This window comes from Brevundimonas intermedia, from assembly GCF_004614235.1.
Lineage (GTDB): Bacteria > Pseudomonadota > Alphaproteobacteria > Caulobacterales > Caulobacteraceae > Brevundimonas > Brevundimonas intermedia_A.
This window is the reverse complement of sequence record NZ_SPVH01000006.1, coordinates 48,229-62,506: the sequence shown is the minus strand read 5'-3', so window position 1 is coordinate 62,506 and position 14,278 is coordinate 48,229. Positions and strand designations below refer to the sequence as shown.

Here is a 14,278-nt window from a genome sequence, read left to right as displayed (position 1 = left end):
GACCCCATGCACCCTGTCTGGTTCCGCCCCCTCCACCGCCTGCGGCGGTCCCCCTCCCCCGCGATGCGGAGGAGGATTAGTTTGCGGAGTTTTCGAATGCGTCACCTGATCCTGTCCGCCGCCATTCCGGCCCTTCTGATGGGGGCGACGCCCGTGCTCGCACAGACCACGACGGCTCCGGCGCAAGACAAGCCGGTCTGTTATGACTGTTCAGGACCAGATGGCGCTGCTTTGACCATGCAACTGCCGCCGCCCCACTTCCCCCGCGACCTGACCCCGGCAGGCGTCGCAGCCGCCGACGACCATCTGGCGCTGGAACAGGTGGACGGGGCTGAGGCCATGGCCTTCGTCGCCGAGGAGAACCGCAAGTCTCTCGCAGTCCTGACCGGCGACCCGCGCTACGAGACCTTCCGGGCCGAAGCCGAAGCCATCCTGACCGCAACCGATCGCATTCCCACGCCCAGCTTCCTCGGCGACGGCGTCGGCAACTTCTGGCAGGACGCGGCCAATCCCAAGGGCGTCTGGCGCCGCACGACGCTGGACAGCTACCGCACCGCGACGCCCCAGTGGGAGACGCTGCTGGACATCGACGCCCTGTCCAAGGCCGAGGGCAAGGACTGGGTGTTCAAGGGCGCCGACTGCCTGGCGCCGGACGAGACCCGCTGCCTGATCAACCTGTCCGACGGCGGCAAGGACGCGGTGGTCGTGCGCGAGTTCGACCTGACGACCAAGCGTTTCGTGGACGGCGGTTTCAACCTGCCCGAGGGCAAGCACCGCATCGAATGGCTGGACCGCGACACGCTCCTGGTCGCCACCGACTTCGGAGCCGGGACGATGACCGAGTCCGGCTATCCCTTCATCGTCAAGACCTTGAAGCGCGGCCAGACCCTGGCTCAGGCGGTCGAGGTCTATCGCGGCGAACAGGGCGACGGCGGCTACGGCGTCAGCCCGACCGTCTATCGCGACAAGGACGGCAAGGTGACGGCGGTCATCATCACCCGGCCGCTGGACACCTTCCGGTCGGAGACGTGGGGCCTGAGCCATGACGGCAAGGCGCAGAAGCTGAACCTACCGGAGCGGGTCGGGATTTCGGGCGTCATCGACGGCCGGCTGATCTTTTCGCCGGATCAGGCCTGGAGCTTCGACGGTCAGGAGTATGCGGCAGGCTCATTGCTGGCCCTGCCGCTGGCGGTGCTGGGCGAAACGCGCCTGGACATCCAGATCGGACGCGACAGCGCCGTCGTATTCCAGCCGACCGCGCGTCAGGCGCTTCAAGGCGTCGCCGTCCTGTCCGACGCCATCGTGGCGGCCGTCACCGACAATGTGGCTGGGCGACTGATGCAGTTCCGTCCCGCCGCTCAATGGTGGACGGCTTCGTCCATCACGGTCCCCGACAACCTCGCCGTCGGCCTGGGCGACTCGTCCAAGTCGCGCGGCGAGGTCTTCGTCTCGACTCAGGGCTTCCTGGTGCCGCCGACCCTCAGCCTGGCCGACGCAGGTGCGGCGACTCTGACCACGCTCAAGTCGGCCCCGGCCAAGTTCGACGCCTCGGGCGACGTGACCGAGCAATATGAGGCCACATCGACCGACGGGACCAAAATACCCTATTTCATCACCCGCCCGCGCGACATGAAGCTGGACGGGTCGAACCCGACCATCATGCTCGGCTACGGCGGCTTCCAGGTCAGTCTGAACCCGGCCTACAAGCCCGAGATGGGCAAGCTTTGGCTGGAGCGTGGCGGGGTCTTCGTCCAGGCCAATATCCGCGGCGGCGGCGAGTTCGGTCCCGACTGGCACCAGGCGGCGCTGGACGGAAACCGCCAGAAGGCCTTCGACGACTTCGCCGCCGTGGCGCGCGACCTGGAGCTGCGGGGCGTCACCAGCCCGCGTCGCCTGGGCATCTACGGCCGCTCGAACGGCGGCGTTCTGACCAGCGTGTCGATCACCCAGCACCCCGAACTGTTCAATGCGGCGGTGATCGAGAGCCCGCTGGTGGACATGCTGCGCTATCACGAGCTGCCGGCCGGCGCCTCGTGGATCGGCGAATACGGCGACCCGCGCATCCCCGAAGAGGCCGAGTGGATCGCCAGATATTCCGCCTATCAGCAGCTACGGCCCGACGTGACCTATCCGCGCGTCTATCTGACCACCAACACGCGGGACGACCGGGTTCACCCCGGCCATGCGCGCAAGTTCGCCGCCCGCCTCGGCGACCAGGGCCACGACCATCTCTATTACGAGGACACGGCCGGCGGTCACTCCAACGACGCCGACCCGGTCGCCAACGCCCGCCGCTGGGCGCGTCACTATGTCTATCTGTCGCAACAACTGATGGACTGAGCGCTTTTTTCTTTGGGCTACCGCGCTTCGCGCTGCTTGAGCCCGTCTTTGTTTGGGCTATCGCGCTCCGCGCGCGGCTTGAGCCCGTGGGTCACGCGATTATGAGGCGCGGCGGTGGGTCGCAGAGACTAAGAACGACAGCATGAACACCATGGGCTGGATCATCGCGGGCACGGTCATGGCGGGCGCCCTGCTGTCCGTCGCCTCGGCGGCCCAGCCGGCGGCCGGCCGTCCGCCGCTCGCGCCGCGTCACGCTGCAGCCAACGGCCCGCCGGTGGTGGTCGAACTGTTTACCGCTCAAGGCTGCGGCGGCTGTGTCGAGGCCAATGCGGCGGTCGAGAAGGCGGCGGCCCAGCCCGGCGTGATCGCCCTGACCTATGGCGTCGATTACTGGGACTATCTGGGCTGGACCGACACCTTCGCCCGCCCGGAGTTCGTTCAGCGTCAGCGCGCCTATCGCGCCGCCCTGCGCCAGCGCGGCGTGTCCACGCCCCAGGTGGTGATCGACGGCCGTCGTCAGGTCTCGGGCGCCCGCAGCGTCGAGCTTGAGACCGCCATCGGCCAGGAGGCGGTGCGTCAGGCCTGGCCGCCCCAGATTGAGTTCCGAGAGAATGGAAACGGCGTCGGCGTCGGCTCGGGCCGCGCCCCCGTCGGCGGCGCCGAGGTGGTAGCGGTGACCTATACGCCCGGCCCCCAGGTGGTCGAGGTCCGACAGGGCGAAAATCGCGGCCAGGCCATGCGGCACATGAACGTCGTGCGCGGCGTGACCCGCCTGGGCGAATGGCGCGGCCGCCCCATGCTCTACACCCTGCCGCCCGCCCGCTCCGGCGAGGCGGTCGCGGTGCTGGTTCAGGGCAAGACCGACAAACGCATCCTGGGCGCCGCCGTCAGGGACTGAAGATCGCGCCGTCTTATGGAGACGCAGGGCACAGAGCGCTGACGGGATTGGGTCCGGTCGCCGTCAGCAGGCCGAGGCGATAGGGCAGGTCGATATAGGCCGTGTCGGGCGCATGCGGCTCCAGGCCCTGATAGAGGAACTGAAGCGGCTGGCAGGGATCGATCGTCAGGGTCTGGTCATAACCGCTGCGGACCAGCTCGCCGTGCGATACGCCCTGAGACCAGTCCTCGCCGTCGAAGACGACATTGTCTGATCCGGCGAAGGAATTCGATGGACTGCCCGCCAGCAGACGCCAGTCCCCATCCAGCCGGTCGCTGGTCCAGGCGCGGAAGTAGCGTCCCTTGGGTCCGATAGCCTCGACCAGGGTCAGGTAGGTGTTCGTGCCGGCCAATCGGTAGTGCATGCTGGCTTCGAAGATGTCGTCTCGCGGCCCCGTCATGACACGGCGTGTGTCGGAGAATCCGGCCGGAAACTGCTGGATCGACGTTCGCGATCGGAAAAGGCTGCCGTGGTCGTCGGTGTTGAACAGATAGCAGGACGCCTCGTCGCAGATGACCCAGAAGTCGAGCCAGGCCTCCTGGCCCGTGGCGGCCTTGATGATGTCCGGGGCCTGATCAAAGAGGGGTTTCGGCGCGCTCCAGGATGACGGATCACCGATCGTCGCGGTCGTGGAATAGACGGGCGGACCGCTCTGATAGACCATGTACCAGAGCTTCTGCGGCGCGAAGTAGAACACCTGCGGTGCTGCTCTGTAGCCCGGCCCGATCCCCGACTGTTTCAGATCGACGATGGGGGCGGCGGACGCCTGCAACCAGTCGGTGAAATGAGTATAGGCCATGTGCCAGCCCTCGGCCCCGACCGAGGTCATGAAGACATGATACTCGCCGTCCACATGGACGATCGAGGGGTCCTTGAGCGCCGAATACCCGTTTCCGTCACCGGCCCTCGGTGCGATGATCTGGGCGGAGGAGCGCCAGTGGAATTTGGAAGGCGACGTCCCGTCTTCGACCGACTGCGCTGTCGTGGGGTCGGGTTTGACGACGACCAAGGCCAGCGCCGCTGCGAGCGCCCAGGTCCATCGACGTCTTTTCGGCAGCGCGATCATCGCCATGCGTCCTGTGAAAAGCACCAGATGACACCCGGCGTATCGACGGAATGCGTTTGCGTAAAGCCGCCGCGCTAGGCTCCGGCCTTCTTCGCGAAACCCCATGCGGCGTCGCTGAGCGGGCCGACCTGGGCGGCCATGCTCTTGGCGTGGGCGCTGGCGGCGGTGCCGTCGCGGACGCGGCCGGCGATGCCCTGGCAGATGGCCGCCAGGCGGAACAGGTTGTAGGCGTAGAGCCAGTCCAGATTGGCGGGTCGCATGCCCGTCGCGGCGGCGTAGCGTTCGACCGTCTCCTTGACGGAGGGGATGCCCAGGGCCTCCAGATCGGCGCCGGCGAGGCCGTTGCGCAGGCTGGCCGGAATGGCCCAGGCGATCAGCAGATAGGAGAAGTCGGCCATCGGATCGCCCAGGGTCGACAGCTCCCAATCCAGCACGGCGCTGACCTCGGCTCGGTCAGGCGCCAGGATCATGTTGTCGAGCCGGAAGTCGCCATGGACGATGCGGCTCGGTCCCTCGGGCGGCAGGCTGTCGGGCAGGAAGACGATCAGGCGGTCCATGGCGGCGACGGGTTCGGTCTCCGAGGCGCGATACTGCTTGGTCCAGCGGCCGACCTGACGTGCAAAATAGTTCCCGGCCTTGCCGTAGTCGCCCAGGCCGATGGCGACGGGATCGAAGGCGTGCAGACGGGCCAAGGTGTCGGTCTGGGCCTCATAGACGGCGCGGCGTTCGGCAGGCGTCAGTTCGGGCAGTTTCAGGTCCCAGAAGATCCGCCCCTCGATCTTATCCATCACATAGAAGATCGAGCCGATGACGGCCTCGTCCAGGCACAGGGCGTGGGGCTTGGCCACCGGGAACCCTTGGGCGGCCAGGGCGGAAATGACCTGAAACTCGCGGTCCACGGCATGGGCGCTGGGCAACAGGACGCCTGGCGGCTTGCGGCGCAGCACATAGCTCTTGGCGGGCGTCGTCAGTTCGTAGGTCGGATTCGACTGGCCCCCCTTGAACTGGCGCACCGCCAGCGGGCCGGCGTATCCCGCGACATGGGCGGCCATCCAGGCGTCGAGCGCCGTCTCGTCCAGCCGATAGCGAGGATCGACCTCGCGCGTGCCGGAAAAGGCGGTCTGGGCGTCCAGCGCGGGGGCGTCGAGGGAAGAGGCGTCGGTCATGGGCGGCCCAGTCAGGTCTTTTGGGGTTTCCTACGCCGCCCGCGTCTTACGCCCGGTCCGGCGCGGCGATGATGGCGGCCTTCACGGCGCGACGCCAGCCGGAAAGCAGACGCTCACGTTCCTCTGTCTTCATGCGCGGCTTCCAGCAGGCCGGGGCCTCGGCGGGGCGGGCCTCCAGATCGGGCAGCAGGCCGACGCCCAAAGCCGCCAGACGCGCGGCGCCCAGGGCGGTCATCTCCTGGAAGGCCGGGCGTTCGACCTCGACCTCGCAGATGTCGGCGACGAACTGCATGGCGAAACTGTTGGCGGTGACGCCGCCGTCCACCTTCAGCGTCTTCAGCGGCGGGGCGCCGTCCTGGGCCAGGGCGTCCAGCAGATCCCGCGTCTGATAGGCCAGGGCTTCCAGCGCGGCGCGGACGAAATGGGCCGGGCCGGAATCCCGCGTCAGCCCGACGACGGTTCCGCGCGCCTCAGGTTCCCACCAGGGCGCGCCCAGGCCGGTGAAGCCGGGCACCATATAGACCCCGCCGTTGTCGGGCAGACCTTGGGCCATCGCCTCGGACTGGCGCGATTCCGAGATCAGTCCGACCCCGTCCCTCAGCCACTGGATCGCCGACCCGGCCGAGAAGATCGACCCCTCCAGCGCATAGGCGGTCTGGCCGTCGGCCTGATAGCCCAGCGTGCCCAGCAGCCGCCGCGTCGAGGCCACCGGCTCGGCCCCGACATTGGCGACCAAGAATGCGCCGGTGCCATAGGTGATCTTGGCGTCGCCGGCCTTCAGTGCGCCGTGTCCGACCAGGGCCGCCTGCTGGTCGCCTGCCGATCCGGCGATGGGCAGGGCGCGGCCGAACAGCGCCGGGTCGCATTCGCCGATGACACCGGCGCACGGCACGATCTCGGGCAGGGCCTCGCGCGGCACATTGAACAAGGCGCACAGGTCGCCGCGCCATTCGACCGTCTTCAGGTCCATCAGAGCGGTGCGGGATGCATTGGTGGCGTCGGTGGCGTGGACCTGGCCGCCGGTCAGTTTCCAGATCAGCCAGGCGTCGATGGTGCCCAGCCTGACCTCGCCCTTGGCCGCCCGCTCGCGCGAACCCGGCACGGCGTCGAGCAGCCAAGCGAACTTGGTCGCCGAAAAATAGGGGTCCAGAATCAGGCCGGTCGCCGCCTGGACCATGGGCTCATGACCCTCGGCGGTCAGGCGGGCGGTGACGTCGGCGGTGCGGCGGTCCTGCCAGACGATGGCGCGATGCAGCGGCTCGCCGGTCGATGCGTCCCAGAGCACCGCCGTTTCGCGCTGGTTCGTGATGCCGATGGCGGCGAAGCGCGCCACGCCCCCCGCCTTGCGCACGACCTCGCGGCAGGTCTGGAGGGTGGCGGACCATATCTCGGCCGCGTCGTGCTCGACCCAGCCCGAGTTGGGAAAATGCTGGGCCAGCTCGATCTGGCTGACCGCGATCGGACGCAGGTCCTGATGCCTTTCGCCTGACGCGCTTGGCGCTGCTTGAGGCGCGACCTCGAAGGCGATGGCGCGCGTCGAGGTCGTGCCCTGGTCGATGGCGAGTATGAGGCTCAAGACGTTTCTCCCTTGTACGCCCTACGCGGCGCTCGGACCTTGGGTTAAGGGAGCATATGACGACGCACCTGCCCAGCTATGAAGGCGTCCTCGACGCCGCCCGTCAGATTGACGGCGTCGCCGTCCGCACGCCGCTGCTCGAAAGCCCTGCCCTGAACGCCGTCGTCGGCGGTCGGGTCCTGATGAAGGCGGAAAACCTGCAGCGCGCGGGGGCCTTCAAGTTTCGCGGCGCCTATAACCGCATCAGTCGATTGACGGATGAGGAGAAGACACGCGGCGTCGTCGCCTTCTCGTCCGGCAACCATGCGCAAGGCGTGGCCGCCGCCGCCGCCATGGTCGGCACGCCGGCCATCATCGTCATGCCGTCGGACTCGCCCCAGGTGAAGGTCGAGGGCGTGATCGGTTTCGGCGGCGAGGTGCGGCTATACGACCGCTGGACCGAAAGTCGCGAAGAGATCGGCGCGGCCATCGCGGCCGAGCGCGGCTCGATCCTGGTTCCGCCGTTCGACGATGCCTTCATCATCGAGGGACAGGGGACGACGGGGCTGGAGATGCTGGACCAAGCCGACGCACCTTTCGACCAACTGCTGTGCGGCGCCTCAGGCGGCGGGCTGATGGCCGGGATCAATCTGGTCATGGCTGAACGCAGGCCTTCGACGCGGGTGTTCGTGGTCGAGCCCGAGGCCTTCGACGACACGGCGCGGTCGCTGGCGGCGGGCGAGCGGGTTGGGCATCCGCAAGGCGCGCCGTCGATTTGCGACGCCCTGATGTCGCCGATGCCGGGCGTCCTGACCTGGCCGATCAACCGGCGACTGGCCGGTGCGATCACCGTGTCGGACGCCGAGGTGGCCGAGGCGATGCGCTTCGCCTTCCGTCATCTGAAACTGGTCATCGAGCCCGGCGGCGCGGTGTCGCTGGCTGCTCTGTTGGCAGGAAAGATCGGGACGGAAGGTTTGACGACGGCGATCATCCTGTCTGGCGGCAATGTCGATCCGATCCTGTACGCCGACATCATCGAGGGGCGGTTCGGCGGCTGAAGGGCTTTCCTTCCCTGCGCCGGTCGGCCAACCTCGCCTCAAAGCAGAAGAGGGAGGACGCGATGACCAAGGCCAGTGAACTTCAGGAATTGATTGGCCAAGAAGTCGGGGTGTCGAAATGGTTCGACATCACCCAGGCCCGGATAGGCGCCTTCGCCGACTGCACCGAAGATCATCAGTTCATCCACGTCGATCCCAACGCGGCTAAGGCTACGCCGTTCGGCGGAACCATTGCGCATGGCTTCCTGACTTTGAGCCTGGCGTCAGCCATGAGCTACGACGCGGTCGCGCCGCTGGAGGACGTGGTGATGGGCGTCAACTACGGCTTCGACAAGCTGAGGTTTGTGGCGCCGGTTCCGGCGGGGTCGCGCATTCGCGGACGCTTCAAGCTGCTGTCTGCGGAAGACAGGGGCGGCGGACGCTGGCTGTTGAAGCATGAGCTGACCGTCGAGATCGAAGGCGGCGATAAGCCGGCCCTGATCGCCGAATGGCTCGCTATGCAAGTCTTGGCGGATTGATCTGTCGGTAGATGACCTAGCGTCGAATACCCGGAAGAGTTGGTTGAAGCGCCTTTCGAGATTGTGACGTCCTCCGGGCCGGAAGTTAACCAAAGGTGGACAGAGTCATAAATTTACCTGTAACATCAACGCCACGGTAGACTGCCCAGCGCTTGGACCTGTCACGTTTCCGCCTCGACCTTCTGAAGCAAGGCTGGTAAGACCCGCTTAGGCGGTAGACCCGCCCCCTACTTAACAGAGGCGGAGGGATACCCCCCTATGCGTATGAAGACTTTCGTGCTGGCGTCCAGCGCAGCGGCCGCCCTGGCCCTGTCGGCTGGTGCTGCGTCGGCAGAACCCAACGGCTGGTACGGCGCCATCGACGCTGGTTACCACATGATCGACGACATCAACGCCGAGTCGTCGACCACGGGCGCCAACTGGAACTATGAAGTGAACGACGGCTGGGCGGCTTTCGCTCGCCTCGGCTACCGCTTCAACCCCAACTGGCGCGTTGAACTCGAAGGCGGCTACCGCTCGGGCGACATCGGCACGGTTCGCGCCGTGTCCGGCACGCAAGGCCTGTGCAACCTGACTCCGGCGACGGGCGGCTGCTTCTCGCCCGAAGGCGATATCGAGTCCTATACCTTGATGGCGAACGTCCTGTATGACTTCGGTTACGAAGCTTGGGGCATCCGTCCGTTCGTCGGCCTCGGCGCTGGGGTGAATCAGGTCCGCACCCAGACCATCGGCAACTTGCGCGCCAACCGCGGCGCCACCTTCGCCATCGACGACGACTCGACCAAATTCGCCGCTCAGGCGATCGCAGGTCTGGCATGGGCCATCGGCGACCGCGCCAACATCGACCTGACCTACCGCTATCTGACGGGCGATTCTTCGTTCGCCTCGTCGACGGTCGGCACGGGCGTCGGCGCGACCTCCTTCGGCGAATGGGACGGCGACTACGATCAGTCGCACACCGTGACCCTGGGTCTGCGCTACAGCTTCGGTGCGGAAGACGCTCCCCCCCCCCCCCCCCCCCCCCCGCCGCCCCCGCCGCCTCCTCCGCCCCCGCCGCCCCCGCCGCCGGTCGCTCAGACCCCGGTCGCTCGCCAGTTCGTCGTCTACTTCGACTGGGATCGCTCGGACCTGACGGCAGAAGCCCGTTCGGTGGTGACGCAGGCCGCCAACTACGCCAAGTCGGGTCGTCCGACGCGCGTCGTGATCGTCGGCTACACCGACACCTCGGGTTCGGCCGCCTATAACCTGGGTCTGTCCAACCGCCGTTCGCGCACTGTCGCGGACTCGCTGGTTGCTGCAGGCGTCAACGGCGGCGTCATCGCCCTCGACGGCAAGGGCGAGACCAACCTGGCCAAGCCGACCGCCGACGGTGTGCGTGAACCGCTCAACCGCCGCGCGACCATCGACATCAACTTCTAAGACCTCTGAGGGGTCGGCCCGGACTTATCTCCGGGTCGATCTTCGTATGTCGAAGTCGTCGAAAGACAGAACGCCGCTTCCGAAAGGAGGCGGCGTTTTTCTGTGCTGGAGAGGTTGTCAGGATCGGGGGAGCAGGGTCAGTCGGCAGATGCGTGCGAGACGACGGTTGCTGGCGGCATGATGATCGGTTTGGAGCCGCGCAAAAGCGCCTGGCCAGCGCCGATGACGAAGGTCGCCGTCAGGACGGCGCTGATCACCGCGATGGCGGTCAGCTTCAGGCCTTGCCCGAACTCCCGATCCTCAGGCGTCACTGCGTCGTTCCCATGGTCCGATGACGTCGAGAACCATGGTGTGCGATTGCGCGCAAATCACGATGCCTGTGATTGAACAAAGAAAGGGCGGCGCCTCGTGGCGCCGCCCTCTGTCTAGTCTTCAAATGCCGCCGCGGATCAGCCGGTGAACGGACGGATCAGGATTTCCACGCGACGGTTCTGGGCCTTGCCTTCCGCCGTAGCGTTCGAAGCCACCGGATTGCGTGCGCTCTCGCCCGCAACATAGAGGCGCTGGGCGATCACGCCGCGACGCACCAGTTCGGAGGCGACGCTGCTGGCGCGGCGTTCCGACAGGGGTTGGTTGATGGCGTCGCCGCCCGAAGAATCGGTGTGGCCTATCACATCCACCGTCGATTGGTCGTACTGCTGCAGCACGCGCGCCACGTCGTCGAGGACGGGCAAGAAGCGCGGGTCGATCGAGGACTGGTTGGTGGCGAAGGTCACGTCCGACGGCATGCGCAGAACCAGGACGTCGCCCTGACGCGCCACGCCGACGCCGGAGCCGGACAGTTCGGCCTCCATGGCGCGTTGCTGACGATCCATATACTGGCCCACGGCCGCGCCGCCCAAGGCGCCGACGCCGGCGCCGATTAGGGCGTTCTTGCGGCCCTGTTCGCCGTTGGACGTATTGGTCAGATAACCGAGCAGCGCACCGCCCAGAGCGCCGGCGATGGCGCCGGTTCCGGTGTTGTTGCGCACGGGGCCCGAGCGATAGGGGTCGGTGGTGGTGCAGGCGGCGGCGCCGAGCAGGGCGGCGATCGAGACGCTGGCGACGATGATCTTGGCGCGCATGGAATAGTCCTTTGGTGAATGTGGTCTGGCGCGGAAACGTATGCTTACTGTGAAGGTTCCAAGCTGTATGGCGCGTGAACGGCCTTGGCACCCTGGCGACGATGAACTGACAAGGCCGCGGATTAGGCGTATGGGAACCGCCGCACATTCCCAGATCGAGGACGTCCGTGAGCACGACCCTGAACGACAGCCCCGCCGACCGGACCATCACGCCGGTCTCGATGACCCAGTATGACGCTGACTTCCAGGCGTTCAGCGATGCGCTGGGCGCATCCTTCTCGCGTTACGGCTTTGCGGTGGTCGCCGACCACGGTCTGGACGAGGCGCGCATCACCGCCGCCATCGACGACGCCAAGGCCTTCTTCGCCCTGCCGGAAGAGGTGAAGCGCCAGTATCACCAGCCCGGCACGGGCGGGGCGCGTGGCCTGACGCCGTTCGGGGTCGAGGCGGCCAAGGGCGCCAATGCCGTAGACCTGAAGGAGTTCTGGCACGTCGGCCGCGAACTGCCTGAAGGGCATCCCTATCGCCGCTACATGCGCGACAACGTCTGGCCGACCGAGATCGAGGGCTTCAAGCCGCACCTCTATGGGATGTTCGAGGATCTGGACGCCTTGGGCGCCAAGATCCTGCGCGCCATCGCCCGCTATCTGAAGCTGGGCGACGACTTTTTTGCGGACAAGGTCGAGATGGGCAACAGCGTCCTGCGGATGCTGCACTATCCGCCGGTTCCCGCCGATGCGCCGGGCGTACGCGCCGGCGCCCACGAGGACATCAACGTCATCACCCTGCTGCTGGGCGCCGAGGAAGCCGGCCTTCAGCTCAAGGAAAAGGACGGCAGCTGGCTGGACATCGCGCCGCCGCCCGACGCCCTGGTCGTCAATATCGGCGACATGCTGCAGCGACTGACCAACCACGTCCTGCCATCGACGACCCACCGCGTGGTCAATCCGGCGCCTGAGCGTCGCGGCTTCGCCCGCTATTCGACGCCCTTCTTCCTGCACTTCAACCCCGACTTCCCCATCGAGACCCTGCCCAGCGCCATCACGCCGGACAACCCCGACCGCTATGCGGGCAAGACCATCCTGGCCGAGGACTATCTGACCGAACGCCTGCGAGAAATCCGCCTGCTGTAAGGCGTCAGCGGGAGATACGCAGGCGGGTGATCGCCCGGCCGATGTCGGCGAAGGCATCTTCCAAGTCTGAAGGCGATGACGGTGTGAAGAAATGATCAGCGGTGGTCGTCGCGCAGGATTCCATCACTTCGCGCGCGGTGTCGATGCCGGAACCGCCCTTGCTGCTGCTGAGGTTGAACCCGACCGTATAGATGATGATGTCGTCCTTCTTCATTTGGTCGCACAGGGCGACGGCCTGAGTGAAGGGGTTGCCGTTTGGCGCGTTACAGCCGATCTGATAGTTCGCATCGCCAGCGCTTCCGTCCGTTGGCGCGCCCCTTGAGATCACGCCCTGGCAGTAGGGGTTGTTGAACTCCCCGTCCGTCATCAACACCACAGCCTTTAATGTCTTCGATGGGTCATAGTCATTGGCCGCGCTTTCCGATGGCCAGAAGGACTTGAACTTAGGCGACACCGCGTACCAACCCCACTCGATGCCGATCTGACCAGCGGTCGAACCCACTGCCTCATAGGAATCGATCAGATCGTTCAGGCCACTAATGCCGTTACCTGTTTCGACCTGATCCGTGAGGGGCGTGATCTCATTGCTCGGACAGCGATTGCCAGAGGTCGGGTAATTGCGGCCGACCCAGTTGTCCTTGTCTGGCTTTATGTCAGTTGGGATCAGATGTCCGCGCTCCATTGTAGTCCACAGGCGTTCGCTGACGCAGTTGCTCGACGACAGCGTCCTTATCATATTGTAGCGATTGATGAAGTAGCGCTGTCCACAGCCATCGTACCCGCACTGCACGGTACCTGTTCCGCTGCGGTACTGAGATTGCCCGGGCCCACTAAGGCTGACGCTGAATTGATCGGCGGAAATGCGGGTGATCTGGAAATAGAGGTTGTTGCGGCCAGTGTTGAGCGTTGTCATGCCTTGGACACCGGAAATGGTCACGAAGTCCCCGGTCGATAGGGTGTGTGCGGTAGAAGTCACGACGATATCGCAAGTTGCGGTCCAGCATCGACGAAATGATCCGTTTGCGCCGCCTCCAGAGTATCCAGCAAGTCGGAATTTGTTGCCGTTTATGGACTCGACGCGGTGAACCTTGTCGTTCAGTCCTTGTGAAGCATTGTTGACGCCGCTGATCCAAACATAATCGTTCACCTTCAAACCGTGATTGGATGACGTGATGTTTCCGGACGATATCTGGGAGATCGATTTGCTCGCATCAGCCCAGTCTGCGGCGCTGATTGCGGTGGGCCCTTGCAACGGACCGCGCACCTTCTCAGCGTAAGTCCCCACATTCACTCCGACCGAATAGGGTATCAGCGCGACCCGGGAACTGTAGGGCTCCTGGGCGTCTTGAACCACGATGCTGACCAGCTTTTTAGCAGCGGCTTTCAGACTGGTCAGCGGGGCGCCCTTCATCGAACCGGTGATGTCCAAGACCAATGCGACCTCGACGTTTTTGGACGATCGATTGACCTCGGAATGGACGCTGACGGGCAGGGTGTCGTCCAGGATTTTGCCGTAAGGCGGTAGGATGACGTTGGCGACCAAAGTCTTAACCTGAACCCGCAAGTCTGCGACCACTACCTGTTCGTCGGTCAGGACAATGCTGAGGTCGCTGTCGACATATTCAGCGGCGGAGTTCCGAAGATTGGCCTCCAAGGCGATGAGGGCGACACCCTTCAATTCCTCAGGCGTCGTATATGGCGACCGCGCGGCGGCCAGGGCGGCGGCGTCCAGGGCGTCCTGGACGCGCGCCTTGATCGTGGTGATGCGGCTGATGTCGATGCCGCCCAGGGTGATCATGATTAGCGCCGGCATGACCAGGGCGAAGATCATCACGACATTGCCGCCCCGGTCGGACGACAGGCGGGCGGCAAGACCGCGCAGGCCCTGGACCATTCCGCCGATCAGTGTGCAAGCCGTCACTATGGTCGTCCCCGAGGGCGCAGATCGCCCGTATACCGCCC

General features: G+C 65.7%; 12 protein-coding genes. 6 read left to right on the top strand and 6 right to left on the bottom strand.

What is annotated here, in order from left to right:
• Positions 1–96 precede the first annotated feature (96 nt).
• Both EGY25_RS06650 and EGY25_RS06645 read left to right on the top strand, forming a co-directional pair.
• Entirely contained in the window at positions 97–2,340 is a 2,244-nt protein-coding gene (locus EGY25_RS06650; protein ID WP_135194243.1) for a prolyl oligopeptidase family serine peptidase, read from the top strand.
• Between the two features lie 142 nt (positions 2,341–2,482).
• Positions 2,483–3,238, top strand: coding sequence for a DUF1223 domain-containing protein (locus tag EGY25_RS06645; protein ID WP_135194242.1), 756 nt, complete (start codon positions 2,483–2,485; stop codon positions 3,236–3,238).
• 13 nt (positions 3,239–3,251) lie between these two features.
• On the opposite strand, the gene EGY25_RS06640 is transcribed toward EGY25_RS06645, so the two are convergent.
• The 3 genes from EGY25_RS06640 to glpK form a co-directional block, all read right to left on the bottom strand.
• Positions 3,252–4,343 carry a non-reducing end alpha-L-arabinofuranosidase family hydrolase gene (locus EGY25_RS06640; RefSeq protein ID WP_135195551.1) on the bottom strand — a complete coding sequence of 364 codons (1,092 nt, stop codon included), beginning with the start codon at positions 4,341–4,343 and terminating at the stop codon, positions 3,252–3,254.
• 74 nt (positions 4,344–4,417) lie between these two features.
• A complete protein-coding gene (locus tag EGY25_RS06635; protein WP_135194241.1) occupies positions 4,418–5,509 on the bottom strand; it encodes a phosphotransferase family protein in 1,092 nt (363 codons plus the stop codon).
• 46 nt (positions 5,510–5,555) lie between these two features.
• Entirely contained in the window at positions 5,556–7,085 is a 1,530-nt protein-coding gene (gene glpK, locus EGY25_RS06630) for a glycerol kinase GlpK (RefSeq protein ID WP_135194240.1), read from the bottom strand.
• Positions 7,086–7,141: 56 nt separating this feature from the next.
• Here glpK and EGY25_RS06625 point away from each other — a divergent pair, with 56 nt between their 5' ends.
• The 3 genes from EGY25_RS06625 (at position 7,142) to EGY25_RS06615 (ending at position 10,059) form a co-directional block, all read left to right on the top strand.
• Positions 7,142–8,122 (top strand): threonine ammonia-lyase, encoded by a 981-nt coding sequence (locus EGY25_RS06625; protein WP_135194239.1) that lies wholly within the window; start codon positions 7,142–7,144, stop codon positions 8,120–8,122.
• 62 nt (positions 8,123–8,184) lie between these two features.
• The gene (locus EGY25_RS06620) at positions 8,185–8,640 is read left to right on the top strand and encodes a MaoC family dehydratase (RefSeq protein ID WP_135194238.1); all 456 of its coding nucleotides are present in this window, start codon (positions 8,185–8,187) and stop codon (positions 8,638–8,640) included.
• Positions 8,641–8,904: 264 nt separating this feature from the next.
• On the top strand, positions 8,905–10,059 hold the full coding sequence (locus EGY25_RS06615; protein WP_135195550.1) for an OmpA family protein: 1,155 nt from the start codon (positions 8,905–8,907) through the stop codon (positions 10,057–10,059).
• A 137-nt stretch (positions 10,060–10,196) separates the two neighbouring features.
• On the opposite strand, the gene EGY25_RS16490 is transcribed toward EGY25_RS06615, so the two are convergent.
• The gene (locus EGY25_RS16490; protein WP_167762504.1) at positions 10,197–10,370 is read right to left on the bottom strand and encodes a hypothetical protein; all 174 of its coding nucleotides are present in this window, start codon (positions 10,368–10,370) and stop codon (positions 10,197–10,199) included.
• 138 nt (positions 10,371–10,508) lie between these two features.
• A complete protein-coding gene (locus EGY25_RS06610; protein ID WP_135194237.1) occupies positions 10,509–11,183 on the bottom strand; it encodes an OmpA family protein in 675 nt (224 codons plus the stop codon).
• Between the two features lie 221 nt (positions 11,184–11,404).
• On the opposite strand from EGY25_RS06610, the gene EGY25_RS06605 reads away from it, so the two are divergent.
• Positions 11,405–12,316 (top strand): isopenicillin N synthase family dioxygenase, encoded by a 912-nt coding sequence (locus EGY25_RS06605; RefSeq protein WP_135195549.1) that lies wholly within the window; start codon positions 11,405–11,407, stop codon positions 12,314–12,316.
• Between the two features lie 4 nt (positions 12,317–12,320).
• On the opposite strand, the gene EGY25_RS06600 is transcribed toward EGY25_RS06605, so the two are convergent.
• Complete coding sequence (locus tag EGY25_RS06600) at positions 12,321–14,210, bottom strand: ubiquitin-activating E1 FCCH domain-containing protein (protein ID WP_135194236.1); 1,890 nt, start codon at positions 14,208–14,210, stop codon at positions 12,321–12,323.
• Positions 14,211–14,278: the final 68 nt, after the last annotated feature.